The 24,228-nt window shown below is 64.2% G+C and carries 23 protein-coding genes, 1 tRNA gene and 1 pseudogene; 7 read left to right on the top strand and 18 right to left on the bottom strand.

Going from position 1 to position 24,228, the window contains the following annotated elements; all coding sequences use genetic code 11:
- Positions 1-5 precede the first annotated feature (5 nt).
- The 13 genes and pseudogenes from P9254_RS11455 to P9254_RS11515 all read right to left on the bottom strand — a co-directional run bounded on the left by P9254_RS11455 (position 6) and on the right by P9254_RS11515 (position 10,909).
- Positions 6-1,445 (bottom strand): aldehyde dehydrogenase family protein, encoded by a 1,440-nt coding sequence (locus P9254_RS11455; protein ID WP_278054843.1) that lies wholly within the window; start codon positions 1,443-1,445, stop codon positions 6-8.
- Positions 1,446-1,644: 199 nt separating this feature from the next.
- Positions 1,645-2,130, bottom strand: coding sequence for a hypothetical protein (locus P9254_RS11460; RefSeq protein WP_095799194.1), 486 nt, complete (start codon positions 2,128-2,130; stop codon positions 1,645-1,647).
- Positions 2,131-2,216: 86 nt separating this feature from the next.
- Positions 2,217-2,389: pseudogene (locus P9254_RS11465) on the bottom strand (sugar phosphate isomerase/epimerase); the annotation flags it as partial.
- A gap of 131 nt (positions 2,390-2,520) precedes the next feature.
- Complete coding sequence (locus tag P9254_RS11470) at positions 2,521-3,588, bottom strand: ABC transporter ATP-binding protein (protein ID WP_278054844.1); 1,068 nt, start codon at positions 3,586-3,588, stop codon at positions 2,521-2,523.
- A 3-nt stretch (positions 3,589-3,591) separates the two neighbouring features.
- Positions 3,592-4,440: a carbohydrate ABC transporter permease gene (locus P9254_RS11475; protein ID WP_278054845.1), complete on the bottom strand. Its 849-nt coding sequence runs from the start codon at positions 4,438-4,440 to the stop codon at positions 3,592-3,594.
- The gene (locus P9254_RS11480) at positions 4,440-5,363 is read right to left on the bottom strand and encodes a carbohydrate ABC transporter permease (protein ID WP_067324201.1); all 924 of its coding nucleotides are present in this window, start codon (positions 5,361-5,363) and stop codon (positions 4,440-4,442) included. The genes P9254_RS11475 and P9254_RS11480 overlap by 1 nt, the downstream gene beginning before the upstream one ends.
- A gap of 275 nt (positions 5,364-5,638) precedes the next feature.
- The gene (locus P9254_RS11485) at positions 5,639-6,916 is read right to left on the bottom strand and encodes an ABC transporter substrate-binding protein (RefSeq protein ID WP_095824418.1); all 1,278 of its coding nucleotides are present in this window, start codon (positions 6,914-6,916) and stop codon (positions 5,639-5,641) included.
- A 25-nt stretch (positions 6,917-6,941) separates the two neighbouring features.
- Positions 6,942-8,144 carry a PLP-dependent transferase gene (locus tag P9254_RS11490; RefSeq protein ID WP_278054847.1) on the bottom strand — a complete coding sequence of 401 codons (1,203 nt, stop codon included), beginning with the start codon at positions 8,142-8,144 and terminating at the stop codon, positions 6,942-6,944.
- A complete protein-coding gene (locus tag P9254_RS11495; RefSeq protein ID WP_067324712.1) occupies positions 8,141-8,872 on the bottom strand; it encodes a FadR/GntR family transcriptional regulator in 732 nt (243 codons plus the stop codon). The genes P9254_RS11490 and P9254_RS11495 overlap by 4 nt, the downstream gene beginning before the upstream one ends.
- Before the next feature lie 130 nt (positions 8,873-9,002).
- Entirely contained in the window at positions 9,003-9,719 is a 717-nt protein-coding gene (locus P9254_RS11500; RefSeq protein WP_067324197.1) for a DUF2161 domain-containing phosphodiesterase, read from the bottom strand.
- A gap of 62 nt (positions 9,720-9,781) precedes the next feature.
- On the bottom strand, positions 9,782-10,132 hold the full coding sequence (locus tag P9254_RS11505; protein WP_245299804.1) for a hypothetical protein: 351 nt from the start codon (positions 10,130-10,132) through the stop codon (positions 9,782-9,784).
- A 129-nt stretch (positions 10,133-10,261) separates the two neighbouring features.
- A tRNA-Ala gene (locus P9254_RS11510) sits at positions 10,262-10,337 on the bottom strand.
- Positions 10,338-10,513: 176 nt separating this feature from the next.
- Positions 10,514-10,909: a TIGR02300 family protein gene (locus tag P9254_RS11515; protein WP_067003406.1), complete on the bottom strand. Its 396-nt coding sequence runs from the start codon at positions 10,907-10,909 to the stop codon at positions 10,514-10,516.
- A gap of 194 nt (positions 10,910-11,103) precedes the next feature.
- On the opposite strand from P9254_RS11515, the gene aroA reads away from it, so the two are divergent.
- Entirely contained in the window at positions 11,104-12,462 is a 1,359-nt protein-coding gene (gene aroA, locus P9254_RS11520) for a 3-phosphoshikimate 1-carboxyvinyltransferase (protein WP_278054848.1), read from the top strand.
- A gap of 257 nt (positions 12,463-12,719) precedes the next feature.
- A complete protein-coding gene (gene cmk, locus P9254_RS11525) occupies positions 12,720-13,370 on the top strand; it encodes a (d)CMP kinase (protein ID WP_278054849.1) in 651 nt (216 codons plus the stop codon).
- A 9-nt stretch (positions 13,371-13,379) separates the two neighbouring features.
- Here cmk and P9254_RS11530 read toward each other — a convergent pair whose 3' ends face one another.
- Positions 13,380-14,270 carry a bile acid:sodium symporter family protein gene (locus P9254_RS11530; RefSeq protein ID WP_095824420.1) on the bottom strand — a complete coding sequence of 297 codons (891 nt, stop codon included), beginning with the start codon at positions 14,268-14,270 and terminating at the stop codon, positions 13,380-13,382.
- 401 nt (positions 14,271-14,671) lie between these two features.
- On the opposite strand from P9254_RS11530, the gene rpsA reads away from it, so the two are divergent.
- Positions 14,672-16,369, top strand: a complete 1,698-nt coding sequence (rpsA, locus tag P9254_RS11535) for a 30S ribosomal protein S1 (protein ID WP_067003396.1) — start codon at positions 14,672-14,674, stop codon at positions 16,367-16,369.
- Positions 16,370-16,446: 77 nt separating this feature from the next.
- Here the strand turns inward: rpsA and P9254_RS11540 are convergent, their stop codons facing one another.
- The 4 genes from P9254_RS11540 to P9254_RS11555 form a co-directional block, all read right to left on the bottom strand.
- Positions 16,447-17,154: an SDR family NAD(P)-dependent oxidoreductase gene (locus tag P9254_RS11540; RefSeq protein ID WP_067003394.1), complete on the bottom strand. Its 708-nt coding sequence runs from the start codon at positions 17,152-17,154 to the stop codon at positions 16,447-16,449.
- Positions 17,155-17,338: 184 nt separating this feature from the next.
- Positions 17,339-18,919: a 5-guanidino-2-oxopentanoate decarboxylase gene (locus P9254_RS11545; protein WP_278054850.1), complete on the bottom strand. Its 1,581-nt coding sequence runs from the start codon at positions 18,917-18,919 to the stop codon at positions 17,339-17,341.
- Between the two features lie 197 nt (positions 18,920-19,116).
- On the bottom strand, positions 19,117-19,788 hold the full coding sequence (locus P9254_RS11550) for a TetR family transcriptional regulator C-terminal domain-containing protein (protein ID WP_278054851.1): 672 nt from the start codon (positions 19,786-19,788) through the stop codon (positions 19,117-19,119).
- Positions 19,758-20,630: a dimethylarginine dimethylaminohydrolase family protein gene (locus tag P9254_RS11555; protein ID WP_278054852.1), complete on the bottom strand. Its 873-nt coding sequence runs from the start codon at positions 20,628-20,630 to the stop codon at positions 19,758-19,760. The genes P9254_RS11550 and P9254_RS11555 overlap by 31 nt, the downstream gene beginning before the upstream one ends.
- A gap of 211 nt (positions 20,631-20,841) precedes the next feature.
- Here P9254_RS11555 and P9254_RS11560 point away from each other — a divergent pair, with 211 nt between their 5' ends.
- From P9254_RS11560 to P9254_RS11575, 4 genes are all read left to right on the top strand, one after another.
- A complete protein-coding gene (locus tag P9254_RS11560; protein ID WP_095799183.1) occupies positions 20,842-21,657 on the top strand; it encodes an ABC transporter ATP-binding protein in 816 nt (271 codons plus the stop codon).
- Between the two features lie 55 nt (positions 21,658-21,712).
- Positions 21,713-22,507: a transporter substrate-binding domain-containing protein gene (locus tag P9254_RS11565; protein ID WP_067324186.1), complete on the top strand. Its 795-nt coding sequence runs from the start codon at positions 21,713-21,715 to the stop codon at positions 22,505-22,507.
- A 200-nt stretch (positions 22,508-22,707) separates the two neighbouring features.
- Complete coding sequence (locus tag P9254_RS11570; RefSeq protein ID WP_278055201.1) at positions 22,708-23,373, top strand: ABC transporter permease; 666 nt, start codon at positions 22,708-22,710, stop codon at positions 23,371-23,373.
- A complete protein-coding gene (locus tag P9254_RS11575) occupies positions 23,373-24,182 on the top strand; it encodes an ABC transporter permease (RefSeq protein WP_067003383.1) in 810 nt (269 codons plus the stop codon). Before P9254_RS11570 ends, P9254_RS11575 begins: the two co-directional genes overlap by 1 nt.
- The last annotated feature ends 46 nt before the right edge of the window (positions 24,183-24,228 follow it).

Raw genomic sequence — 24,228 nt, forward strand, 5'->3', positions numbered from 1 at the left:
GCCCGTCAGCCGGCGAACGTATAGGCCGTCTTGACAGTGGTGTAGAACTCCACGGCGTAGCGGCCCTGCTCGCGCGGGCCGTAGCTCGAGCCCTTGCGGCCGCCGAACGGCACATGGAAGTCGACGCCCGCCGTCGGCAGGTTGACCATTACCATGCCGGCTTCGGAGTTGCGCTTGAAATGCGTCGCGTGCTTCAGGCTTGTCGTGCAGATGCCGGAGGTCAAGCCGAACGGCGTGTCGTTGGCCACAGTCAGCGCCTCATCATAATCCTTGACGCGGATGACATTGGCGACCGGGCCGAAGATTTCTTCGCGCGAGATGCGCATGGCGTTGGTGGCGCCGGTAAACAGCGCCGGCCTGAGATAGAAGCCGGGAGTCTCGCGCTCCAGCCGCTCGCCGCCGAAGGCGAGCTCGGCGCCTTCCTGGCGGCCGATGGCGATATAGTCCTCATCCTGCTTGAGCTGGGTCTGGTCGACGACCGGGCCGATCTGGGTCTTGGCGTCCAGCGCGTCGCCGATGACCAGCTTGTCCAGGCGCTCCTTCATGGCGTCGACGAAGCGGTCGTGGATGCCTGCGGTGACGATGAGGCGCGAGGACGCGGTGCAACGCTGGCCGGTCGAGAAATAGGCGCCGTTGACGGCGCAATCGACGGCCACCGCAAGGTCCGCGTCGTCGAGCACGACGAGCGGGTTCTTGCCGCCCATCTCGAGCTGGAACTTGCGCATATGCTCCACACTCGCCGCGGCGACACGCTTGCCTGTGCCGACCGAGCCGGTGAAGGAGATGGCGTTGACGTCCGGCCTGTCGAGCATTGCCTGGCCGACGACAGAGCCCTTGCCCATGACGAGGTTGAGCACGCCCTTGGGCAGCCCGGCACGATGCAGGATGTCGACGATGGTCCAGGCGCTTTCGGGAACCAGTTCCGCCGGCTTGAAGACGATGGTGTTGCCGTAGGCCAGCGCCGGCGCAATCTTCCAGGCGGGAATGGCGATCGGGAAGTTCCACGGCGTGATGATGCCGACGACGCCCACGCCTTCGCGGGTCATCTCGACGCCAACGCCGGGCCTGACGCTCGGCACCATCTCGCCCGACAGTCGCAGCGTCTCGCCGGCGAAGAAGTCGAAGATCTGCGCGGCGCGGATCGTTTCGCCGACGCCTTCGGCCAGGGTTTTGCCTTCTTCACGGGCGAGAGACCGGCCGATCTCGTCCTTGCGTGCCATGATCTCGTCGGAAGTCTTCTTCAGCACGGCATGGCGTGCCAGGGGGCCGGAGCGCGACCAGCCCGGGAAGGCCGCCTTGGCGGCCGCGATGGCCTGCTTGGCCTCCTCCGGCCCGGCCGAGGCGTATTCGCCGACCACATCGTTGGTGTTCGATGGGTTGATGTTGCGCGAGCCGGCCTCGCCCAGCCACTCGCCGTTGATCAGGTTCTTGCGGAGCACGGTCATCTTCATTCCTTCGAGATTGGCTTGTTTCTTCGAGATTGGCTGGCGTGGCAAAGCGCCGGTCATTTGTCAGACAAATGATATAGCCATGGTCTGCGGAAACGTCTACCCGAGAAGCTTTCGATAAAGGTAGGCGCGCGGCGGTGGAAGTCCACCGGCTTCGTCCGCGCCCCATGTCACGACAAAGGCCTGACGGCCTCCTTCAGACGGAGAACGACCAGAACAGGCAGGCGAGCGTGACCGCGGCGAAGATGACGAAGAACAGGCTTCTGAGCAGGATGTTGCGGCGAAGCTCATTCATGGCGAGATGCGCGCCGACGATCGCCGGGACGAACAGGAATCGCCAGTTGAGAAGGGTCCAAGGCACCTCACGCTGGCCGAGCGCCCATCGGGCGAGAAGCGAACCGACAATGGCGGCGAACAGCACGATCGTTGCCCAGAAGATCGCGTCGGCGGCATGCGTAAGCACAACCCCGGCGGCGCGGATGGGCAGGATCATCATCAACAGCGCGCTGAAGAAATAAATGGCGGCGATGGCCAGGAACGAACCCGCGTCGGCAATGCCGTCGAGGCGCTTAACGCCGAAGGCGCCTTGAGGGTAGCCGTGCTTGGCGACCGCCAGCGACAGCGCCATCAGCAAGGCGCTCAGAACCGTGACCAATGCGAATGCGCCGAGAGCCTTGCTCATGCCGTTCCCTGTCGAGACGAATCACGGGAGTCTAGCAGAGCGCGGCTGCCGAAAACCGCAATTCACCTCGCGGCAGTATCGAAGCGTCAGGGCTCTTGCGAGGCCGAGTGGAGTTCGGCCTTGCGCCGGGCGGTCTCCAGGCCGACGTCGATGAAGCGGCGCGCATGGCGGGCCAATTCCATGTTGTCGGTCCACAATTGCGCCAGATCGCCGTCTTCCTCAAGAGGTTCTCGCCGACGATCTCGGAGGAGAAGGATTCGCGTCGAGCACGACAGCGCAGGCGGGGCCGGTGCAGGCGTGGCGACGACGCTGGTCTTGTCCGGGATATTGGCCGATCTAGGCGACCTGACCGGCCCGATTACACATTGGACGCCTTCCGCCGGCGCTGACCTATCCGATGCGAGCGCCGCTTGCCGGATCGAACAGATGCAGCGCCGCTGGGTCGGCGGCGAGGCGGACCTCGTCGCCCGGTTTGACATTGCTGCGGCCCATGACAAAGACGCAGATCTGCTGGTTGGCCAGCCTGACATAGAATTGCGTCGACAGGCCGAGCGGCTCGACGACCTCGACCTGACCTTTCAGCGGGCCGTCGTCGGCCAGCCGGATGTGTTCCGGCCGCAGCCCGACGGTCAGCGCATCGCCATCCTTCAGCGGCAATCCGTCCGGCAGCCTCAGCTTCTGGCCGTCGGCCAGCACGGCATCGACCTTGCCGCCCTTGGCGACCTTTGCCGGCAAAAAATTCATGCCGGGCGAGCCGATGAACCCGGCGACGAAAGTGTTGGCGGGACGATCGTAGAGCTCCAGCGGATGGCCGACCTGCTGCACATAGCCGTCATGCATCACGACGATGCGGTCGGCCATGGTCATCGCCTCGACCTGGTCGTGCGTGACATAGACCGAGGTCGTCTTGAGCTGCTGGTGCAGCGCCTTGATCTCGGCGCGCATGTGGACGCGCAGCTTGGCGTCGAGGTTCGACAGCGGCTCGTCGAACAGGAAGACTTTCGGATCGCGCACGATGGCGCGACCCATGGCGACGCGCTGGCGTTGACCGCCGGAGAGCTGGCGCGGCAGGCGGCCGAGAAACGTCTCCAGCCCGAGGCGCTTGGCGGCGGCGCCAACTCTGCCGTCGATCGTCGTCTTCTGGGCCTTCTTCAGCATCAGGCTGAAGCCCATGTTGGACGAGACGTCCATATGCGGATAGAGCGCATAGGATTGAAACACCATGGCGATGTCGCGGTCCTTCGGCGCCACATCGTTGACCAGCCGCTCGCCGATTCGGATCTCGCCGCCGGTGACCTCCTCCAGGCCGGCGATCATGCGCAGCAGCGTTGACTTGCCACAGCCGGACGGGCCGACCAGCACGACGAACTCGCCGTCGGCGATCTCGAGATCGACGCCGTGCAGGATGCGCAGCGCTCCATAGTCCTTCTCGACATGTTGCAGGGTGACGGAAGCCATCGATTATCCTTTGACAGCGCCGGCGGTAAGGCCGGTGACGAGATAGCGTTGCAGGAAGGCGAAGAAGATGCAGACCGGGATCAGCGCCAGGATGGAGGCCGCCATCATCTGCCCCCAGTCGACGGCGAACTTGCCGATGAAGGTGAGCAGGCCGACGGCAAAGGTCTTCTGCTCGTCGCTGGAGATCAGCATCAGCGCGAACAGCAATTCGCTCCAAGCGGCGGTGAAGACGAAGCCGAGCGTCGCCCCCATGCCGGGCAAGGTGAGCGGCACGATCACCCGGCGCATGGCCTGGGCGCGCGTGCAGCCGTCGATCATCGCCGCCTCCTCCAGATCCTTCGGAATGCTGTCGAAGAAGGACTGCATGAGGAAGGTGGCGAAGGCGGTGTTGAAGGCGGTGTAGATGATGATCAGCCCGGTCAGGCTGTTGGTCAGGCCGAGATCGCCCATGATGCGGTAGATCGGCGGGATGACCATGACCAGCGGGAAAGTCTGGGTCAGCAGAAGCAGGATCGCTAAAGTCGCTTTGCCGCGGAAGGTAAAGCGCGACATCGCATAGCCGGCAAGCGTGGCGATGACGGTGACCAGTGCGGCCGTCGACACCGAGACGATGACGCTGTTCAGAAAGTAGCGCGGGAAGTCGGAAGCCTCCAGCACGGTGGCGAAGTTCTTGAGCGTCATTTCCGATGGCCAGAACGTTATGCCTTCGGAATAGAGCAGCCGCTCCGGCGTCACAGAGATCTTCAGCGTCCAGAAGATCGGGAACAGCGCGAAGACGACATAGGCGGCGATCGCGGCGTAGAGGCCGATGCCGCCGGCGATGCGCGAGGAGGTGGAGCGGCCGGCGATCATCAGACATGCCTCACAAGCGTGCGGCGGACGGCGATCAGGCCAACCGCATAGGCAATGAGCAGCACCAGCAGCAGAACCGCGACTGCGGACGCATAGCCTTTGTCCAGCGACTTGAAGGCGCTGACATAGATGTAGACCGGCACCGTGCTGGTCGAGCCTGCCGGTCCGCCCTCGGTCATGACGAAGATCAGGTCGGCGAAGGTCGCGATCCAGATGGTGCGCAGCATGACGGTGATGACGATGGTCGGCGCCAGGAACGGCAGCGTCACCTTGGTGAAGCGCTGCCAGGGCGAGGCGCCGTCGATGGCTGCCGCCTCATGCAGTTCCGACGGGATCGACTTCAACGCCGCAAGCAGAGTGATGGCGAAGAAGGGAATGCCGAACCAGATGTTGGCGACGATCGGCCCCCACATAGCTGTGGCCGGATCGGAAAGCACGTTGGTCGGCTCGGCCTTCAGGCCGAGCGCGAAAAGCCAGTGCGGCAGCGGGCCGATGATCGGGTTGAACAGCCAGGCCCAGGTAAGGCCGGAAAGAAAGGACGGCACCGCCCAGGGCAGGAACACCACGGCCTGCACGACCTTGCGGCCATAAAAGGGCTTGTCGAGCAGCAGCGCCAGACCAAGCCCGAGGAAGAACTGGAAGAACAGGCTGGCGGCCGTCCACCAAAGCGTGTTGACCAGCGCCTGGCCGAGCACCGCGTCGGAGAGCATCGCCTGGTACTGGCCGAGCCCGACATATTCCGATTTGAAGGCGGAGAATTTGCGGAAGGAATAGCTGATGCCGATGATCAGCGGCACCAGGAGCACGACGACCAGCAGGACGATAGCCGGCGAAAGATAGAGCCAGGGCTCGATCGCGGCCTTGCTCAGCCGCTTCTTGCGCGGCCGGCCGGTCGATCGGATTTCGGACACTGCGTAGGTCATTCGATTTGGCTCTACGGGTGATGGTGAGGCCAGCGTGGCGACAGCGTCCTTCTCCCCGTTCACGGGGAGAAGACGCCGGTTCACCCTCCGTAGCTGCAGCGCAGCTGCTGCGGAGGAGGGCAGGCAGATGAAGAGCGGAGGCGACTTTCAGGATTCGGCGCTGCCCTCATCCGTCACTTGTCCGTGAATGTCGTTCTCCCAAAACCGCTTCGCACTTTTGGGCGACATTCATCGGGTGACACCTTCTCCCCGCAAGCGGGGAGAAGGAAGAAAGGTCACTTCTTGTTCTTGGCCAGCCAGGCCTGCTGCTCCTTGGTCAGGAACGCCGCCCACTCGTCGGCCACCTGCTTGGCCGGCTTCTGGCCAAGCAGCACTTCCTGGAAGTTCTTGATCGCCACCTGGTCGACGAAGTTGCCGAGGTTTTCCAGATGGGTCGGCGGCGTCACCATTTCATATTTCGAGCTGTCGTTGAGCTCGGTGAACCAGCCCTTGAACTGCTCGGTCTTGAAGTGGGCGTCCTGATCGGCGCCGTTGTGGATCGGGACGACGCCGACTTCCTTGGCCCATTCCAGATTGTCCTTGGGCGACAGCAGCGTCGCCATCAGCTTCCAGGCTTCGTCCTTGTGCTGCGAATTGGCGAACATCGCCCAGCCGGCATAGCCCAGCGTCGGATAGGATTTGCCGCTCGGGCCGACCGGCAGCGGCGCGACCGCAAAGTCGTCGGCGCTCATCTTGTCGGCGATGCCGAGCAGCGCGTCCGGATCCTGGTTGAGCATGGCGCAGGTGCCGGAATAGAAGCCGGTCACCGTCTCGTTGAAGCCCCAGCTCACGGAATCCTTCGGCGCCAGGCCGTTCTTGTACATGTCGGCCAGCATCTGCAGCCCCTTGACCGAGCCCTCCTCGTTGATGGTCGAAGTGCCGTCCTCGGTGAAGTAGCCCCCCTTGCCGTTGGCGATGTTCATGAACATGTGCATGCCGTTGAAGGCGCCGGGCCCGCCGCGCAGGCAATAGCCGTATTTGCCGGGGATGGCGGAGATCTTTTTGGAGAACTCGACGAACTCGTCGAGGTTTTCCGGCGGACGGTCAAGACCCGCTTCCTTGAACAGCTTCTTGTTCCAGAACAGCGCGTTCACATAGTAGCCGTAAGGGATCATGAACTGGGTGTTGTTGACTGTCGAGCCGAACTGCTTGGCCCGGTCGCCGAGCGTCTTGGCGTCGTCCCATTTGGCCATGTAGGGGCCGAGATCCTCGAGCTGGCCGTTGTTGGCATAGAGGCCCATCCAGCGCTCCGGCATCTCGACCACGTCGGGCGTGTCGCCGGCCTGAACCATGGTGAGAAACTTCTCGAACGCCTGGCCCCAGGGCAGCGAGACGAGCTCGACCTTGATCCCGGGATTGGCCTGCTCGAATTCGGCGATCTGCTTCTTCAGGAATTCGGTGCGCGGCGGGCTGGTGATGACCTCGACCATCTTGATGGTGGTGTCGGCCAGCGCGGCCCCGGCGGAAATCGCGAGGCCGGCAGCGGCGGCAAGCAGGATTGTCAGTCTTTTCATGTTCGGAACTCCCATTTTGAACACCTTATTTTTTTGCCTTGTCGAAGGCCTGGGCGATGTCGGCCCAAAGATCCTCGACATTCTCCAATCCGACGTTGAAGCGGATGGTTCGGGGGCTGACGCCGAAGCGCGCCATCGAATTGAGACCCGGCGTCTGCTCGAGCGAGGCCTTGGCGGGCACGACCAGGCTTTCATGGCCGCCCCAGCTGACGCCGATGCGGAACAGCTTCAGCGCGTCGATGAAAGCCGGAATGTCGACATCCTCCGCGACCTCGAAAGAGAACAGCCCGGCATAGCCGGCAAGCGTCTTCTTGCCGGGATGATTGGAGTAGGCGGGATGGTTGACCCGCTCGACCTTGCCATGCGCCTTCAGCCGCTCGGCGAGCGTGAGACCGCTCTTCATATGATGCGGCAACCGCAGCGGCAGCGTGCGCAGGCCGCGCAGCAGAAGCCAGCCCTCGAAAGGCGACAGCTTGCCGCCAAGCGATGAATAGGTCTGCTCGTTAATGTGCTTGATATGCGCGGCCGAGCCCGCCACCACCCCGGCGACGGTGTCGCTGTGGCCGCCGAGATATTTCGAGGCCGAGTGCAGCACCAGATCGACACCATGCGAAATCGGCTTCTGGAAGACGGGCGTCGCCCAGGAATTGTCGATGGTGGTGACGATGCCCTCACCCTTTGCCAGCCGCGTCAGGTGCTCAATGTCCTGCAGCTCGAACATCATCGAGGTCGGGCTTTCGAGGTAGAGCAGCTTGGCGCCGGGAAGTGCTGCCGCCACCGCATCGGGGTCCGAGCCGTCGACATAGTCGACCTTGATTTGCAAGCGCGGGAACAGGCGCTCGAACAGGCGGTAGGCGTCGCCATAGCAGTTGCGTACGGCAACGATCCGCTCGCCGGCGCCGACGAAGGCAAGCACGGTGGCGCTGATAGCCGCCATGCCGCTGGAGAAGCCCCGCGCGGCTTCCGCGCCTTCCAAGGCCGCAACACGCGCCTCGAATTCCATCACCGTCGGGTTGTCGCCGCGCGAATAGATCGGCTGCCTTCTCCTGCCGGCAAAGGTGTCGGCCATTTCGGCGTAATTGTCGAAGGTGAAGAGCGATGTCTGGTAGATCGGCGGCACCACAGCGCCGCCGGGGAACGGATCGTCATGCGCGAGAAGAGTCGCCGCCTCGCCGAGATAGTCGCTGGCCAAAGAAGCCGGGTCGAACCCTGTGGGATGCTCGTTCATTTACGGTCCAAAAGCTTGAGGTTGGCGGCGCCGCGCTTCAAGTCGTTTTCGACAGTAGCGATGAGCTTCAGCGCTTCGGCCCGGGCTCCCTCCGGGTCGTGCGCGGCGATGCGGTCGAAGATGGTGCGGTGATAGGGAAAGCTGGCATGGCCGAAATCGCGCACGCCGAGCGGATGCTCCCAGAAGCGGTGGAACAGCTCGTGCATGGCGCTGATGATCTGCTCGAACAGCGGATTGCCGGAGGCGCGGTAGACCGACTGGTGGAACTCCCAGTCTTCCTCCGACGACATGCCGGCGCGGCTGTGGAAGGCTTCTTCCATGATGTCGAGCTTGCGCTCGATCTCGGCGACCTCAGCCTTGCCGGCGCGGACGGCGCAAAGAGCGGCGGCCTCGGCCTCCAGCGCGCGGCGGATCTCCAGGGTGCGCATCAGGCCGGCAAAGTCGTTGCCGCCGGCAAGGGTCAGCGGCATGTGCAGCATGTCGGGCGAAACCGCCGCCTTGAGGTAAGTGCCGCTGCCCTGGCGCCGCTCTACGAGGCCCAGCCCCTCCCAGCGGGTGAGCGCCTCGCGAACCGTGTTGCGGCTGACCTTAAGGCGCTCGGCCAGGATGCGCTCGGTCGGCAGTTTTTCACCGGGACCCAACGCCTCCTGCCGCACGAAGCCGGCCAACGCCTTCAGAACCGCATCATCGCGGGCCGTCGTCTGGATCGGCGGGAGAGGGTCGGTCACGCTGGTGAATTCCGAAAGTGGTTCAATGGTCCAACCAATTTCTGCATGAACGAAGAGGTGAGTCAACCACGCATGGTGCGATTCGACGATTTCGATCGGTAGCCGACACTGCGCGAGCGGCGTCAGCCGCTCACGCGCCGAGCTTCGCTCCAAGTTGCTCGACTTGAAACGGAGCGACCTGCGGCGGACCGTCGAGGACCCCTTGCGACTGCAAGGCAGCCTGCCCGAGTTCGGTCAGAGCGTAGATGCCGCGCTCGGCCCTGGCGAACCAGCCATAATAGTTGTGCAGCAGGATGCTGGCCGCGCGGGGGGCAACGAGTTTCAAATCGCGCGGCCGCTTCGGGCCGTCGGCCATGGCGGCGGCGCAGGCAATTGCTTCCTGGCGGTATGCGGTCATGATCGGCTTTTGCCGCGTGCTGCCGCCGATGGACGGATCGCCCTTGCGGCGGTGATGCTCCTCGACCAGCCGCGAGCGCCGCCTCGGGTCGCGCCGCGGCGGCACGGCGGCCGGGCTGAGCAGCAACTCGACCTTGCCTTTCCCGTCGACCGCGAGCAGGCCGAAGCCGAGCCGGCGGCAGAGCGCGCGAAAACGTCGATCGTGCTCGCGGCCCTTGCCGCGCGCCGACATCCGCGCGGCGAGCCAGACCTCGTCGCAGGCCGCCGCCCGATCGACGCCTTGCAGAACGAGCTCGAGATTGAACTGCAGCTTCAGCTCGCAGATGACGACCACGGGCGGCTCGCCTTCGCGCAACCCGACGATGTCGCAGCCGCCGACCTCGCCTTTGACGGTGAAGTCGAGGCTCTCGAGGAACCGCTTCACCGGTGCATAGAGGGACGTTTCCTGCATGGGAGAGGCATAGCCGATTCGAGCCCGGCCGACACGGCAGAAGGCAACGCGACCGCCCGCCGCTATTGCTTGGCGAACTGGCCCCTATAGGTCTGGCCGGCAAGCGTGTAGGTGCCGGCAAGCGTTCCGTCAGGCTGCATCGTAAACGTGATGTCTGCGCCGTTCGGCAGGCGTCCAAGCTTTAATGTGTTCCCGGCGATCCTGCCGGCGCCGTCGGCGATCCCCGGCTTGTTGTCGGCCATATCGCCCCACGCGTAGCTGACCGTCACCTGCCCGGCCGGTGAAACGGTCAGCACGGCCAGCTTGCCTTCAAAGGTGCCATCCAGCCGTCCCGCCCAAATGCCTGAAAACGCCGCATATCGGGCGGGGACACTCTTGCCCGGAGGCGTGATCGCCACGGTTTGGTCGAGCACCGCAGTGTCCGGGACAGCGGGAGCCGCGACAGCAGCCGGGGCAGGTTGAGGAGGAGGCGGGGCCTCGGATACCGATTCACAAGCGACAAGCGCCAATGCCGCGAAACCGAGCATCACAGAAAGACTGTTTGGTGGAGCCAATCGGAATCGAACCGACGACCTCTTGAATGCCATTCAAGCGCTCTCCCAACTGAGCTATGGCCCCACTCCCGGCAGTCAGCCGGCGCCGTTTCCGGCGAAGAGATCCGGCGCGGTTGGGCACCGCGCCGTCGTTTAGTGCTGGCGGCTTCTAGCGCCGCCTTCGGTCAAGATCAAGCCTTGAAAAGCCGCTTTTTCGTCACAGGTCAAAATGGCCGGCAAACAATCGCGCCGGGGCCGAAATCAGACCTCGTCCTCGTCGTCGCCGACGCCGATCATATCGGAAACGTCGTCGTCCTCTTCTTCCTCGTCGGCAAGGAAGGTGTCATCGTCATCGTCACCGAGATCGACATCATCCTCGTCGTCGCCGAGATCGGGCAGATCGTCGCCGCCGCCCTTGGTCTCCTCGTCCGCATCTTCGAGCGAGACGATTTCGGCGCCTTCTTCCTCCTCGGAGTCGACTTCCTTGTCGGCGACGTCCTCATCGTCCTCGATCGCGGAAATCTTGCCTTCCTCGAAATAGGAGCGCGGATAGCTCTTGCCGGTGTAGGGCGAGACGATCGGGTCCTTGTTCAGATCGTAGAATTTCCGCCCCGTTTCGGGGTCGACACGTTTTGTGCCAAGTTCAGGTTTTGCCACAGCAAGCCTCGTCAAAAAAAGAATGGTCCCCTTAACCGCAGTTTTCCGCGCTGTCAAAGCCAAAAGCCGGCATCGCAAAACCTTGCATTCGAAGGCCCGCGTGAGGGGATGACCATTGCGGCGCGCCGTGATACGAGACCGCCGCAACACGACGAATTGAGCCGGCCCGCCGGCACCCGCATTTGGAAAAGACAATGTCTCACGCTGCCGCCCCGAAGCCGGCTACGGCCCGCAAATCCCCTGCCCTTGCCGGCACGGCGCGGGTGCCGGGCGACAAGTCGATCTCGCACCGCTCCTTCATGTTCGGCGGCCTGGCTTCCGGCGAGACGCGCATCACCGGCCTGCTGGAAGGCGAAGACGTGATGCGCACGGGCGCCGCCATGAAGGCGATGGGCGCGCATATCGAAAAGACGGGCGCCGAATGGGTGATCCGCGGCACCGGCAACGGCGCGCTGCTCGAGCCGGAAGGCCCGCTCGATTTCGGCAATGCGGGCACCGGCTCGCGGCTTACCATGGGCCTGGTTGGCACCTATGACATGGAGACGACCTTTATCGGCGACGCCTCGCTCTCCGGCCGGCCGATGGGCCGGGTGCTGGAGCCGCTGCGCCAGATGGGCGTGCAGGTGCTGAAAGCGGCGCCCGGCGACCGCATGCCGATCACGCTACGCGGCCCCAAGCATGCCGCGCCGATAACCTATCGCGTGCCGATGGCCTCGGCACAGGTGAAGTCGGCGGTGCTGCTTGCCGGGCTCAACACGCCCGGCATCACCACCGTGATCGAGCCGGTGATGACGCGCGATCACACCGAAAAGATGCTGAAAGGCTTCGGCGCCAACCTGACCGTCGAGACCGACGAGCGCGGCGTGCGCCACATCTTCATCGAAGGCCAGGGCAAGCTGACGGGGCAGACCATCGCCGTGCCCGGCGACCCGTCCTCCGCCGGCTTCCCGCTGGTGGCAGCGCTCATCGTGCCGGGTTCCGATATCGTGATCGAGAACGTGCTGATGAACCCGACCCGCACCGGGCTGCTCCTCACATTGCAGGAGATGGGCGGCCGCATCGACATCCTCAACCCCCGCAATGCCGGCGGCGAGGACGTGGCGGACCTGCGCGTGCGCTCCTCCGACCTCAAAGGTGTCGTGGTGCCGCCGGAGCGGGCGCCGTCGATGATCGACGAATATCCGGTGCTGGCGGTTGCCGCTGTTTTCGCCGAAGGCGAGACGCTGATGCAGGGTCTGGAGGAATTGCGCGTCAAGGAATCCGACCGGTTGTCGGCGGTGGCCAACGGGCTGAAGCTCAACGGCGTCGACTGCAGCGAGGGCGAAGCCTCGCTCGCCGTGCGCGGCAAGTCCGGCGGCAAGGGCCTGGGCGCTCATCCCAACGGGCCGGACACGGCGGTGAAGACGCATCTCGACCACCGCATCGCCATGAGTTTCCTGGTGATGGGGCTGGCGACGGAAAAGCCGGTGACCATCGACGACGCCAACATGATCGCGACGAGCTTTCCGGAATTCATGGGGCTGATGAAGGGGCTCGGCGCCGAGATCGAGTGACGGGCGATGGGTTGGAGCCGAACCGAGATGCAGGCGGAACAGCACCCCGCTTTGTCCTGCCGGACATCTCCCCCGCAAGGGGGGAGATCAGATGTCGCGCAGGCTTTCGCCAATCTCCGACGCCGGACGGAATGCGCCGGTATCGGAACTGCCAATCTCCCCCCTTGCGGGGGAGATGTCCGGCAGGACAGAGGGGGGTGTGAAGGATCGCGGCGCTTGTCATATTCATCGCGCTCTTCGACTACGTCGGCCGACCCATGACCCACCCCTTCACCATCGCAATCGACGGCCCCGCGGGCGCCGGCAAGGGCACACTCGCTCGCCGGCTCGCCGATCATTACCGCCTGAACCTGCTCGATACCGGCCTCACCTATCGCGCCGTCGCCCATAAGCTGCTCGAGCTCGGTCTGCCGCTCGACAATGTCTCGGCGGCGGAAACCGCGGCACGCCAGGTCGACCTTTCGAACCTCGACCGTACGGTGCTTTCGGCGCATGCGGTAGGCGAGGCCGCCTCAAAGGTCGCCGTCATTCCGTCGGTCCGGCGCATCCTGGTCGACAAGCAACGCGAGTTCGCCAAGGCGCCGCCAGGCGCGGTGCTCGACGGACGCGACATCGGCACGGTCGTGTGTCCCGACGCCGATATCAAGCTCTATGTCACAGCGAGCGCGGAAGTGCGGGCAAGGCGCCGGCTGGCCGAGATCGAAAGCATGGGCGGCAGCGCCGATTTTGCCACGATCCTCGCCGACATCGAGCGCCGCGACGAGCGCGATATGGGCCGTGCCGACTCCCCGCTCAAGCCGGCGGCGGACGCGCACTTGCTCGACACCAGCGACATGGCAATCGAGGCCGCGTTTCTGGCGGCCATGGCAATCGTCGACCGAGCCATGGGTGCGAAAGACCTCGCCTGAGCTTGGCTATCACGACCGGATCGTGCCTTCGATCGCATGTCTGCCTGACCTGCTCACGACGGCTACGAAAACCGCCGCGGTGACATAGGCAATCAAGGCGTAAAGCGCTGGCGGGATCGCCATTTCGGCATTGTTGAGCAGATATTCGCTAAGCGCCAGGGCTATGACGAACGCGGCGTTGTGGATGGCCGTTGCCATGGTGATGGCGACCGCCTGCCGCCTCTCCAGGCGCAGCAGCGACGGAACGGCGTAGCCGAGCGCCATGCTCACCACGTTGAACGCAAAGGCGGCAAAGCCGACAACAGGTCCCCAGGTCACGATGACCTGCCGCTGATCGACGACGGCAAAAATAACGACCGCCGCAAGAAAAAGCGTCGCCAGTAGCTTGACGGGCCCTTCCAGGCGCTCGGCCAAGGCCGTGTAGCGGTGCCGGACGGCAACTCCGATCGAGACCGGGACAAGCACAACGGCAAAGAACTGCAGGAATTTCTCGATCGGCAGCGGGATGACGTGCCCGGCGCCATAGAAATGCAGCAGCGAAAAATTGGTGATCAATGGCACCGACACCAGCGCCACCATTGAGCTGATCGCCGTCAGCGTCAGGCTGAGCGCCGTATCGCCCTTGGCAAGGTGGGTGAAGAGAACCGCGGACGGGGCGCCGGGACTGGCCGCGAGCAGCATCATGCCGACCGCCATCGCAGGCGGCAAAGCCGAAACCGACACGATGCCGAAGCAAAGGACGGGAAGAACCAGTATCTGCACGATAAAAGCCACCAGGAGGGCCTTCGGTCGCAGCACCACCTGCAAGAAGTCCTGGAGCTTGAGCGACAGGCCAAGCCCCAGCATGATGATGACGAGGGCAACCGGCAGGAAGATGTTGAAAGTGGCGCTTGACTGCATGGTGATGCTCCCCGTGACAATCCATGTCGGCAAAAAGAACTGCAACCGCGAACGCGTAATCGCAAAAACATTCGGGCGGAGCATGCGCACCGCCGCGACGCGCACTTGCCTGACACCGGCGAAGTGTCTATAGAGACCGCGTTTCTGGCGGCCATGGCTAACCATCAAAGACTGCTGGCCAAGAGAAACAAGGTCCGATGCGGGTTTTCCTCGTGTTTTCCGTTGCCGGAGGCGATGAAAATACCCATATCGGGCACGAACCAGCCTGCCAGCATTCTCTATGCGCCGGACTTGCCGCTTAAGCGGCCGAGGGCTCTTCAGCCCGGAACGCCGGCAGGCTCACGCAACGCTAACCCACGGCGCCCGCTTCGCTTGTTGTGCGAAGCATTCCAGGAGAAACAATGTCAGCTGCAAATCCCACTCGCGATGATTTCGCGAGCATGCTCGAAGAATCATTCACCGCCGGCCATTCCGGCGAGGGTCAGGTTGTCCGGGGCACGATCACCGCGATCGAAAAGGACATGGCCATCATCGATGTCGGCCTCAAGGTCGAAGGCCGCGTGCCGCTGAAGGAATTCGGCGCCAAGGGCAAGGATTCCTCCCTCAAGGTCGGCGACACCGTCGAGGTCTATGTCGAGCGCATCGAGAACGCGCTTGGCGAGGCCATGCTGTCGCGCGAGAAGGCCCGCCGCGAGGAGAGCTGGGTGCGCCTCGAAGAGAAGTTCACCAAGGGTGAGCGCGTCGAAGGCGTCATCTTCAACCAGGTCAAGGGCGGCTTCACCGTCGATCTCGACGGCGCCGTGGCGTTCCTGCCGCGCAGCCAGGTCGACATCCGTCCGATCCGCGACGTCTCGCCGCTGATGCACAACCCGCAGCCCTTCGAGATCCTCAAGATGGATCGCCGCCGCGGCAACATCGTGGTGTCGCGCCGCACCGTGCTCGAGGAGAGCCGCGCCGAGCAGCGTTCGGAAATCGTGCAGAACCTCGAGGAGGGCCAGGTTGTCGAGGGCGTGGTCAAGAACATCACCGACTACGGTGCGTTCGTCGACCTCGGCGGCATCGACGGTCTGCTGCATGTCACCGACATGGCATGGCGCCGCGTCAACCATCCGACCGAGATCCTCAACATCGGCCAGACGGTCAAGGTGCAGATCATCCGCATCAACCAGGAAACCCATCGCATCTCGCTCGGCATGAAGCAGCTCGAGAGCGATCCGTGGTCGGATATCGGCACCAAGTTCCCGATCGGCAAGAAGATCAAGGGCACCGTCACCAACATCACCGACTACGGCGCGTTCGTCGAGCTGGAGCCGGGCATCGAGGGCCTCATCCACGTTTCGGAAATGTCGTGGACGAAGAAGAACGTGCATCCCGGCAAGATCCTGTCGACGACGCAGGAAGTCGACGTGGTGGTGCTCGAGGTCGATCCGGCCAAGCGCCGCATCTCGCTCGGTCTCAAGCAGACGCTGGAGAACCCGTGGGAAGCCTTCGCGCGCAACCATCCGGTCGGCAGCCAGGTCGAGGGCGAGGTCAAGAACAAGACCGAGTTCGGCCTGTTCATCGGCCTGGAAGGCGACGTGGACGGCATGGTGCACCTCTCCGACCTCGACTGGACACGTCCGGGCGAGCAGGTGATCGAAGAGTACAATCGCGGCGACATGGTCAAGGCGCAGGTGCTCGACGTCGACATCGAGAAGGAGCGCATCTCGCTCGGCATCAAGCAGCTGGCCCGCGACACGGTCGGCGAGGCGGCGAGCAGCGGCGAGCTGCGCAAGAACGCCGTCGTCACCTGCGAGGTCACCGCGGTGAAGGATGGTGGTCTGGAAGTGCGGCTGGTCGACAGCGGCCTCGATACCTTCATCAAGCGTTCGGACCTTTCCCGTGACCGCGACGAGCAGCGCCCCGAGCGCTTCACCGTCGGCCAGAAGGTCGACGCCCGCGTCATCGCCTTCGACAAGAAGACCCGCAAGCTGCAGGTTTCGATCAAGGCGCTGGAAATCGCCGAGGAGAAGGAAGCGGTCGCCCAGTACGGCTCGACCGACTCCGGCGCCTCGCTGGGAGACATCCTGGGCGCGGCGCTGAAGAAGCAGGGCAACTAAGCTCCTTCCTCTACCGAAAGCAAAAACCCCGCCGGAGCGATCCGGCGGGGTTTTTCATTGCACTTTGATCTGTGAGCTCAGGCTCGCCCGTAGAGCGGCACCAGCGTGCCGCTCATCGCCTGATTGGCGGGCGAGGCGAGATAGGCGATCGCCTCGGCGGCGGCCTCGAGGCTGACCCATTTGGTGAAATCGGCGTCGGGCATGTCGGCGCGGGTGGCGGGCGTGTCGAGCGTCGAGGGCGCGACCGCATTGACCAGGATGCCCTTGTGCTTCAGCTCCTCGGCCATCGCCTGCGTCATCGCGGCGACCGCCGCCTTGCTCGCGGCGTAGGCGACCATTCCGGCGCCGCGCCTGGGATCAAGCCCGGCGCGCGCGCTGACGTTGACGATGCGCCCCGCGGTGCCCGACGTCAGCATCGAGCGCACCGCGGCGCGGCTGCAAAGGAAGGTGGTCCGCGCATTGGTGTCCATCATCTCGGCAAAGGATGCCGTCTCGATCTTTTCGACCGGCGCCATGGTGAAACCGCCGGCAAGATGGATCGAAGCCCAAAGCTCCGGAACCTGATGGTAGAAGGCCTCGACCTTGGCGGAGTCCGACAGGTCGACATTGTGTGCCAGATGGACGCTGGCGTGAGCCGCGTAGGGAAAATGCGGCGGAGCCGCGGCATGCGCATTGGGCACGTGGCAAATCGCGCCCTGCTCCAGCAACCTGCCGACAACCGCGCCGCCGAGCGCCCCGGTGCCGCCCGTCACCACGACATGCCTGCCGTTAAGCGTTTCCGTCATATTTCGACTGCTCCTGTCGTATTCTTATGCTTATGCCGCCCCAGCCTCGAACGTCGCGCCTTTCGCGTCGTCACTCAATTGAAATATCGACATAGCAGGCGTCCCGTCTTTGCATGCGTCGACACGCAGCCGCGTGACGTGACGCGGGCCGCGTCTCGGCCGGATGGGACGATCGCCAGGAGCCTCAATCGACGGTGATTTCTATAACCCGCGGCTTGCCGGCAGTTCGCGCGCGCTTCAGCGCACCGGCCAGGTCACCGACCCCTGTCAGCCGCTCGGCTTCGATGCCGTAGGCCTCGGCGAGCTTGCAGAAATCCGGCGGCGCCGGCGACACGCCGACCGGCTCGACGCCGACATCAAGCATCGAGGTCTCGATCTCGCGATAGCCGCGATTGTTCCAGACGACGAAGATCACCGGCGCCTCGGCGTCGAGCGCCGCGCCGAGCTCCGGCAAGGTGAACTGGAAGCCGCCGTCGCCGGTGAGGCACACGACCGGCGCTTCGGGCACGGCAAGGGCGGCACCGATCGCCGCCGGCGGACCGTAGCCCAGCGCGCCGAAACCGGTCGCGGCATTGAACCAGCCGCCCGGACGGTCGTGGTCGTAATAGAGGTTGGCGGCGTAGATCGGCTGCGTCGAGTCGCCGACGATGATGGCGCCGGGCAGCGCGTCGCGGATCGTCTCCACGGCGCGCAGTTGCGCCAGGTAGTCTGGCCGCAGCTCCGCCAGCGCGGCCTCTCGCCCTGCGGCAGCGCGGGCTTCGCCGTCTTTCGCGGCGACATGAGCGGCGCCGAGTGCAGCCAGCAGGGCAGAAAGCGCCTCGGCACAATCGGCGTGGATGCCAACCGTCACCGGACGGCGCGCGAGTTGGTCGGCGCCGATATCGATGCGGATGAGGCTCGGCGGCAGCACGAAGCCGCCATCGCCGTAGCCGTCATAGTCGGTGGGGCCGAATTCGGTGCCGGCGGCGATCACCAGATCGGCGTCCGCCATCATCGCGCGCACCGCCTTGAGGCTTGGGCTTGCGGGCACCAAGAGCGGGTGGCCATGCAGCAGGCCGCGCGCATTGGCGGTCTCGACCACCGGCGCGCCGAGCGCTTCGGCGAAACGCGTCAGCGCCGCGTCGGCTTTCTTGGCACCGCCACCGGCAAGAATCAGCGGACGGCGAGCCGCCTTGATCAACCTCGCAGCCTCGGCAACAGCCGCCGCGTCCGGAGCGGGCGGCGCGGCGTTGCCGAGCACCGGCGCGAGCCCCTCGGCGGGCTTCACCATGACGTTTGTCGGGATCTCGATGTGAACCGGACCCGGCCGCGACGAGGAGAAGACGGCGAAGGCTCGGGCGAGCGCACCCGGCAGTTCCTCGGCCTCGGTGACACGCTCGGAAGACAGCGCCACCTTCTCCATCATGCCGCGCTGGTCCGGCAGTTCGTGCAGGAAGCCCAAACCCTTGCCGAGCGTATCGGTGGCATTGACACCGGAGATCACCAGCATCGGCACCGAATCGGCGCGCGCCTGGCCCATCGCGGTGATGGTGTTGGTGAGGCCGGGTCCGGTGATGACGAAAGCCACGCCCGGCCGGCCGCCGGCGCGGGCGTAGCCGTCGGCCATGAAGCCGGCGCCCTGCTCGTGGCGCGGCGTGATGTGGCGGATATTCGAACGCGCCAGGCCGCGATAAAGCTCGACCGTATGCACGCCCGGAATGCCGAAGACGGTGTCGACGCCATGCGCCTCGAGCAAGGTTATGAGCGCTTCGCCGAGCGTGGTCATTGGTTTTCTCCCTTTGGAGAGGATCACCGTTTAACGGAAACAGTGATTTGCTCTATCTCTTTGTTTGTTACGCAATTCCGGACGGGCAACCGCTCCTCACCTTTTCCTGGAATTGCTCTAGACCGTGATGGCGTTTCGTTGAATTGCCTTCCCGATCTAACCTTTGTTGAGCATGATCTTTCTCCGAAAACTCGTTCCTACTTTTCGGAATCATGCTTCAGCGGCGCGAGGCCGAGTTCGGCCTCGACAGCCTTGATGCCAATCGCCGCCAACTCGCCGGGCGAGAACATCTCACCGGCCAGGCAGCCTTCGATCCAAAGCCCGTCGATGATCGCATTGATGGCGATGGCATGACGGCGCAGCTGACTTGCGTCCGGTTCGCGCTGTTCGGCGGCGAGCACCTCGGCGACGACCGCTTCCACCTCGTTGCGAAAGCCAAGATAGCCTTCGCGGTGAGCGCGGGCGAGCGTCGGATCCGCGCTCGCACGGCCGATGAAGGTCGCCCAGAGCGAAAACACCCGTTGGTCGATGATCGGCGCGCTGAGATTGGCGGTGACGAAAGCTGCAAGGCATTGACGAGGCGACGCCTCTTCCATGACCAATGCCGCTTTCGCCTGCTCGGTCATGCGGCCGACCAGCGCCGTATAGGCCCCCTGCAGCAATTCTTCCTTGCCGGGGAAATAGTGTCGGATCAGGCCGGCGGTGACGCCGGCACGCAATGCGATGGTGCGCAAAGTGGCGCCCTGCAGGCCATATTCCGCCACGCAGTCCAGAGTCGCTTCGATCAGATCCTGCCGCCGCCGCTCCTCGCCCTCGCGACGGAACTTGCGGCGCGCAGTCATCGGCGCAGGATCGGCCGTGTCAGGCATGTCGGCCCGCCTTCGCAGGCGATACAGAGCGCGTCCGCCTCGAAAATCTCAACCGTGCAGCCGGCGGCCTCCATCGCGGCTTTGGTCTTGGGAAAGCCCGCAACGGCAATGACCTTGTGCGGGCTGGTCGGCAGCACGTTCAGGCTGAGGCCGTTGGAAGCGGCGAATTCTCCGGCGTCGCCTTCGACCAGCCTGATGCCGCGCGCCTTCAGCATCTGATAGAACGGAGCCGGCAACAGCGGCGAATAGACCAGCGCGAGATCGTCGGCCAGCGGGCTGATCACCGACATCAGATGCAGGCACGCCTCTTCCCCCTGCCACAGCGGCAGATCAAAACCGTAGACGGAAATTCCCAGCGGCGTCAGCAGGTTCGAAACCTGCTGGATGCCTTCCTGGTTGGAGCGGACCCCGCGCCCGATCGCCAGCGTGCGGGCATCCACCCATACGCAATCACCGCCTTCGACCTGGCCAGGAGCCTCGACGCGGCCAAGGATCGGAATGCCCAGCCCTCTGTAGGTTTCCTCATGAAGGGAGGGCTCCCTGGCGCGCAATGGCTTGCCCATGGACAGGATCAGCGCACCGCGGTTGGTCATCAGCGATGGGTCGTGCGTGAACACCGAATCCGAAAGGCCGTCGGCCTTGTCCTCGATCCATTCGATTTCGGCGCCGGAAGCCGCTACCAGTTCAGCAAGGGCCGCGTGCTGCGACGCTGCCTTCGCCGGGTTGAACCCGGGGCCATAGTGCCATTGAGTTCTGTCGGCGTCGCGCATCGCGTTCGCCGCCGACCGCATGAGCACGCGCCGCAGCGGCGCCGCCATGGATTGTGATCCGAAAGCGCTCATCAATGCCCTTTTAAGATGAAAAAAACCGAAAAAATTTCATGAAAGGCTATTTATACACTTGCGCAACAAGGTCGCAAGTGCCGTAATGAACGGGATTGACGGGCTCGCGCTGCCGGGTCCATGCTGAAGTGAGGAGCGGGACAGTACAGCGTATGTTGATGAGCCGGATGGACGTTCGACGAACTGCCGTCGCCCATATAGAGGTTACCCGGTGAGCGCGGTGGAAGCCGCCGCAGTCCCAGCCGGCCAAGCGCAGAGCGGCGCCGCCGAAGCCATCCATGTCGAGAACCTGCACAAGAAGTTCGGCCAGTTGCATGTGCTGAAGGGCGTTTCGCTGTCGGCGCGCGACGGCGAGGTGATCGCCATCATCGGCGGCTCGGGCTCCGGCAAGTCGACGCTGCTGCGCTGCATCAACTGCCTGGAAAACCCGACCAGCGGCATCATCCGTGTCAATGGCGAGGAGATCAAGCTGAAGGCCGACAGCCACGGCCATACGGTTCCTGCCGACCGCAAGCAGATCGAGCGCATCCGCTCGAGACTCGGCATGGTGTTCCAAAACTTCAACCTGTGGAGCCACATGACGCTGATCGAGAACGTCATCGAGGTTCCGGTGCACGTGCTCGGCGTCAAGCGCGACGAGGCGATCGCCCAGGCCGAGAAGCTGCTCGCCCGGGTCGGACTGGCGGAGAAGCGCGACGTCTACCCGGCATTCCTGTCGGGCGGCCAGCAGCAGCGCGCCGCAATCGCCAGGGCACTGGCGATCAATCCGCGCGTCATGCTGTTCGACGAACCGACCTCCGCGCTCGATCCGGAGCTGGTCGGCGAGGTTCTGAAGGTGATCGGCGACCTGGCGCGCGAGGGGCGCACCATGGTGCTGGTGACGCATGAAATGAAATTCGCCCGCGAGGTCGCGACCCATGTCGTCTACCTCTACAACGGGCTGGTCGAGGAAGAAGGCTCGCCGGAACAGCTGTTCGGCGCCCCGAAATCCGAAAGGCTCAAGCAATTCCTCCGCAATGTCGGCTAGGGCCGGCGTCAAGCGGAGCGAAAACCGGGAACGACAACAAACTGGGAGTCCTGAAATGAAGACTGTTCTCAAGACCTTCGCCGCGGCGCTGCTGTTCGGCGTCGCCGCGATGGGCGTGGCCAAGGCCGATCAGGTCAAGATCGGCGTCGCCGCCGAGCCCTATCCGCCGTTCACCTCGCCGGACGCGACGGGCAAGTGGGTCGGCTGGGAGATCGATTTCATCGACGCCGTCTGCGCCGAGGAGAAGCTCGACTGCGTCATCACGCCCGTTGCCTGGGACGGCATCATTCCGGCGCTCACCACCAAGAAGATCGACCTCATCGTCTCCTCGATGTCGATCACCGACGAGCGCAAGAAGACGATCGACTTCTCGGATAAGTATTACAACACGCCGACAGCAATCATCGGACCGAAGGATCAGAAGTTCGGCGCCACGCCGGACGATCTTAAAGGCAAGGTGATCGGCGTTCAGGTGTCGACCGTACATGCCGTCTACGCCAAGAAGCACTTCACCGGCGCGCAGGAGATCAAGGAATACCAGACGCAGGACGAGGCCAACAACGATCTCGCCGCCGGCCGTCTCGATGCGGTGCAGGCCGACTCCATCGCGCTCGGCGAATTCCTCAAGACGGACCAGGGCAAGGCCTGCTGCGATCTGAAGGGCATGGTCGCGCCGGACGACGAGGTGCTCGGACCGGGCGTCGGCGCCGGCGTGCGCAAGGAAGACACCGCGCTCAAGGAAAAGATCAACGCCGGCATCAAGGCCATCCGCGCCAACGGTAAGTACGATGAGATCTCGAAGAAATACTTCGACTTCGACATCTATGGCGGCGCCACGCAGTCGAACTGACGCCTCCTTTTGATGTTGGGGGCATGGCCAGCGCCATGCCCCTTGGCCCAAACCTTGCCACGCATGCCCGCCGCTGAACGCTGCGGTCGGCGGCTGCCAGCAATTCGGGGGCGAAGCTGATCAATGCCTTTCTTCCGGCCTCGGCGGCCGGCATCATCGAGCTCCTGTCGCCCGTGCCGCCCGGCTGGGGCGGCACCCTGCTGGTCGGATTGCTGCATTCGATCGAGATCGCCATCGGCGCCACCTGCCTTGGTCTTTTGATCGGCACCGGCGGCGCCTGGGGCAAGCTTTACGGCGGACCGGTGGCGCGCGATCTGCTCGCCGTTTACACCACGGTGGTGCGCGCCGTGCCGGAACTGGTGCTGATCCTGCTGCTCTATTACGCCGGCACCGATCTCATCAATCAGCTGCTGACCGCGATCGGTTACCAGCGCGTCGACATCAGCGGGCTGGCCGCCGGCATTTTTGTCCTTGGGGTCGTGCAGGGCGCCTATTCGACGGAAGTCATCCGCGGCGCCATCCTGTCCATCCCACAAGGCCAGATCGAGGCCGCCCGCGCCTATGGCATGCCGCCCGGCCTGATGTTGAGGCGCATAACATTGCCGGCAATGCTGCCTTTCGCCATTCCCGGCCTTGCCAATCTCTGGCTGATCGCCACCAAGGACACCGCGTTGCTTGCCGTCGTCGGCTTCTTCGAACTGACGCTGGCGACGCGTCAGGCGGCCGGCGTCACCAAGGCCTATCTGGTCTTCTATCTTGCTGCCGGCGCGCTTTATCTGGCGCTGACGCTGTTTTCCAACGTGATCATCGGCCGCGTCGAGGCCTGGTCGCGGCGCGGCATGCCTTCCGTCAAGGAGGCGCGCTGATGTCGGCCGAAGCGACCGCGATCAACATGGCGGCGCGTGCCTCGCTCTGGCTGAAGCCGCACCGCATCGTGCTGATCCTAATCGCGCTGGGATTGGTCCTCTGCGCGGCCTTCTTCATGCGCTGGGACTGGCTGCCGCAATATTGGCAGATGGGGCTGCTCGGCATCTGGCGGTCGCTGTGGATCCTCGTCGTGACCTGCGCGCTGGGCTTTATACTGGCCGTACCGCTTGGGCTGGCGCAGGCCGGTGGGCCGTTCTGGCTCGCCGCACCGGCCAAGATCTTCTGCACCATCATTCGCGGCACGCCGCTGCTGCTGCAGCTCTGGCTGCTCTACTACGGGCTTGGATCGCTTTTTCCGCAATATCCATGGATTCGCGAGTCCTGGATGTGGCCCTATCTCAGGCAAGCCTGGCCCTACGGCGTGTTGGCGTTGACCTTGTCATTTGCCGGCTATGAAGGCGAGGTGATGCGCGGCGCCTTCGCCGGCGTGCCGAAAGGGCAGCTGGAAGCCGCGCGCGCCTTCGGCATGAGCCGCTTCAAGATCTTCCGCCGCATCTGGCTGCCGCAGGCCTTCTTCCGTGCGCTGCCGACACTGACCGGCGAAACCGTGCTGCAGCTCAAGTCGACGCCGCTGGTGGCGACGATCAGCGTCATCGATATCTTCGCCGTCTCGTCCAAGGTGCGGCAGGACACTTATCTCACCTACGAGCCCTTGCTGCTGCTGGCGCTGATCTACATGACCATCACCGGCATCCTGGTTCTCATCTTCAGCCGCATCGAGGCCCGGATTCCGGTCAAGATCGGTTAGTAGGGGAGTAGGGGAATAGGGGAATAGGGGAATAGGGGAGTGTTCA

Source organism: Mesorhizobium sp. WSM4983, from assembly GCF_029625765.1.
In the GTDB taxonomy this organism is placed as follows: domain Bacteria; phylum Pseudomonadota; class Alphaproteobacteria; order Rhizobiales; family Rhizobiaceae; genus Mesorhizobium.

Coding starts and splice junctions, on each gene's coding strand:
- P9254_RS11460 (WP_095799194.1), bottom strand. CDS start 2,130: ATGAGCAAGGCTCTCGGCGCATTCGCATTGGTCACGGTTCTGAGCGCC.
- aroA (WP_278054848.1), top strand. CDS start 11,104: ATGTCTCACGCTGCCGCCCCGAAGCCGGCTACGGCCCGCAAATCCCCT.
- P9254_RS11550 (WP_278054851.1), bottom strand. CDS start 19,788: ATGCCTGACACGGCCGATCCTGCGCCGATGACTGCGCGCCGCAAGTTC.
- P9254_RS11480 (WP_067324201.1), bottom strand. CDS start 5,363: ATGACCTACGCAGTGTCCGAAATCCGATCGACCGGCCGGCCGCGCAAG.
- cmk (WP_278054849.1), top strand. CDS start 12,720: ATGACCCACCCCTTCACCATCGCAATCGACGGCCCCGCGGGCGCCGGC.
- P9254_RS11500 (WP_067324197.1), bottom strand. CDS start 9,719: ATGCAGGAAACGTCCCTCTATGCACCGGTGAAGCGGTTCCTCGAGAGC.
- P9254_RS11555 (WP_278054852.1), bottom strand. CDS start 20,630: ATGAGCGCTTTCGGATCACAATCCATGGCGGCGCCGCTGCGGCGCGTG.
- P9254_RS11475 (WP_278054845.1), bottom strand. CDS start 4,440: ATGATCGCCGGCCGCTCCACCTCCTCGCGCATCGCCGGCGGCATCGGC.
- P9254_RS11470 (WP_278054844.1), bottom strand. CDS start 3,588: ATGGCTTCCGTCACCCTGCAACATGTCGAGAAGGACTATGGAGCGCTG.
- P9254_RS11455 (WP_278054843.1), bottom strand. CDS start 1,445: ATGACCGTGCTCCGCAAGAACCTGATCAACGGCGAGTGGCTGGGCGAG.
- rpsA (WP_067003396.1), top strand. CDS start 14,672: ATGTCAGCTGCAAATCCCACTCGCGATGATTTCGCGAGCATGCTCGAA.
- P9254_RS11575 (WP_067003383.1), top strand. CDS start 23,373: ATGTCGGCCGAAGCGACCGCGATCAACATGGCGGCGCGTGCCTCGCTC.
- P9254_RS11545 (WP_278054850.1), bottom strand. CDS start 18,919: ATGACCACGCTCGGCGAAGCGCTCATAACCTTGCTCGAGGCGCATGGC.
- P9254_RS11530 (WP_095824420.1), bottom strand. CDS start 14,270: ATGCAGTCAAGCGCCACTTTCAACATCTTCCTGCCGGTTGCCCTCGTC.
- P9254_RS11485 (WP_095824418.1), bottom strand. CDS start 6,916: ATGAAAAGACTGACAATCCTGCTTGCCGCCGCTGCCGGCCTCGCGATT.
- P9254_RS11565 (WP_067324186.1), top strand. CDS start 21,713: ATGAAGACTGTTCTCAAGACCTTCGCCGCGGCGCTGCTGTTCGGCGTC.
- P9254_RS11540 (WP_067003394.1), bottom strand. CDS start 17,154: ATGACGGAAACGCTTAACGGCAGGCATGTCGTGGTGACGGGCGGCACC.
- P9254_RS11490 (WP_278054847.1), bottom strand. CDS start 8,144: ATGAACGAGCATCCCACAGGGTTCGACCCGGCTTCTTTGGCCAGCGAC.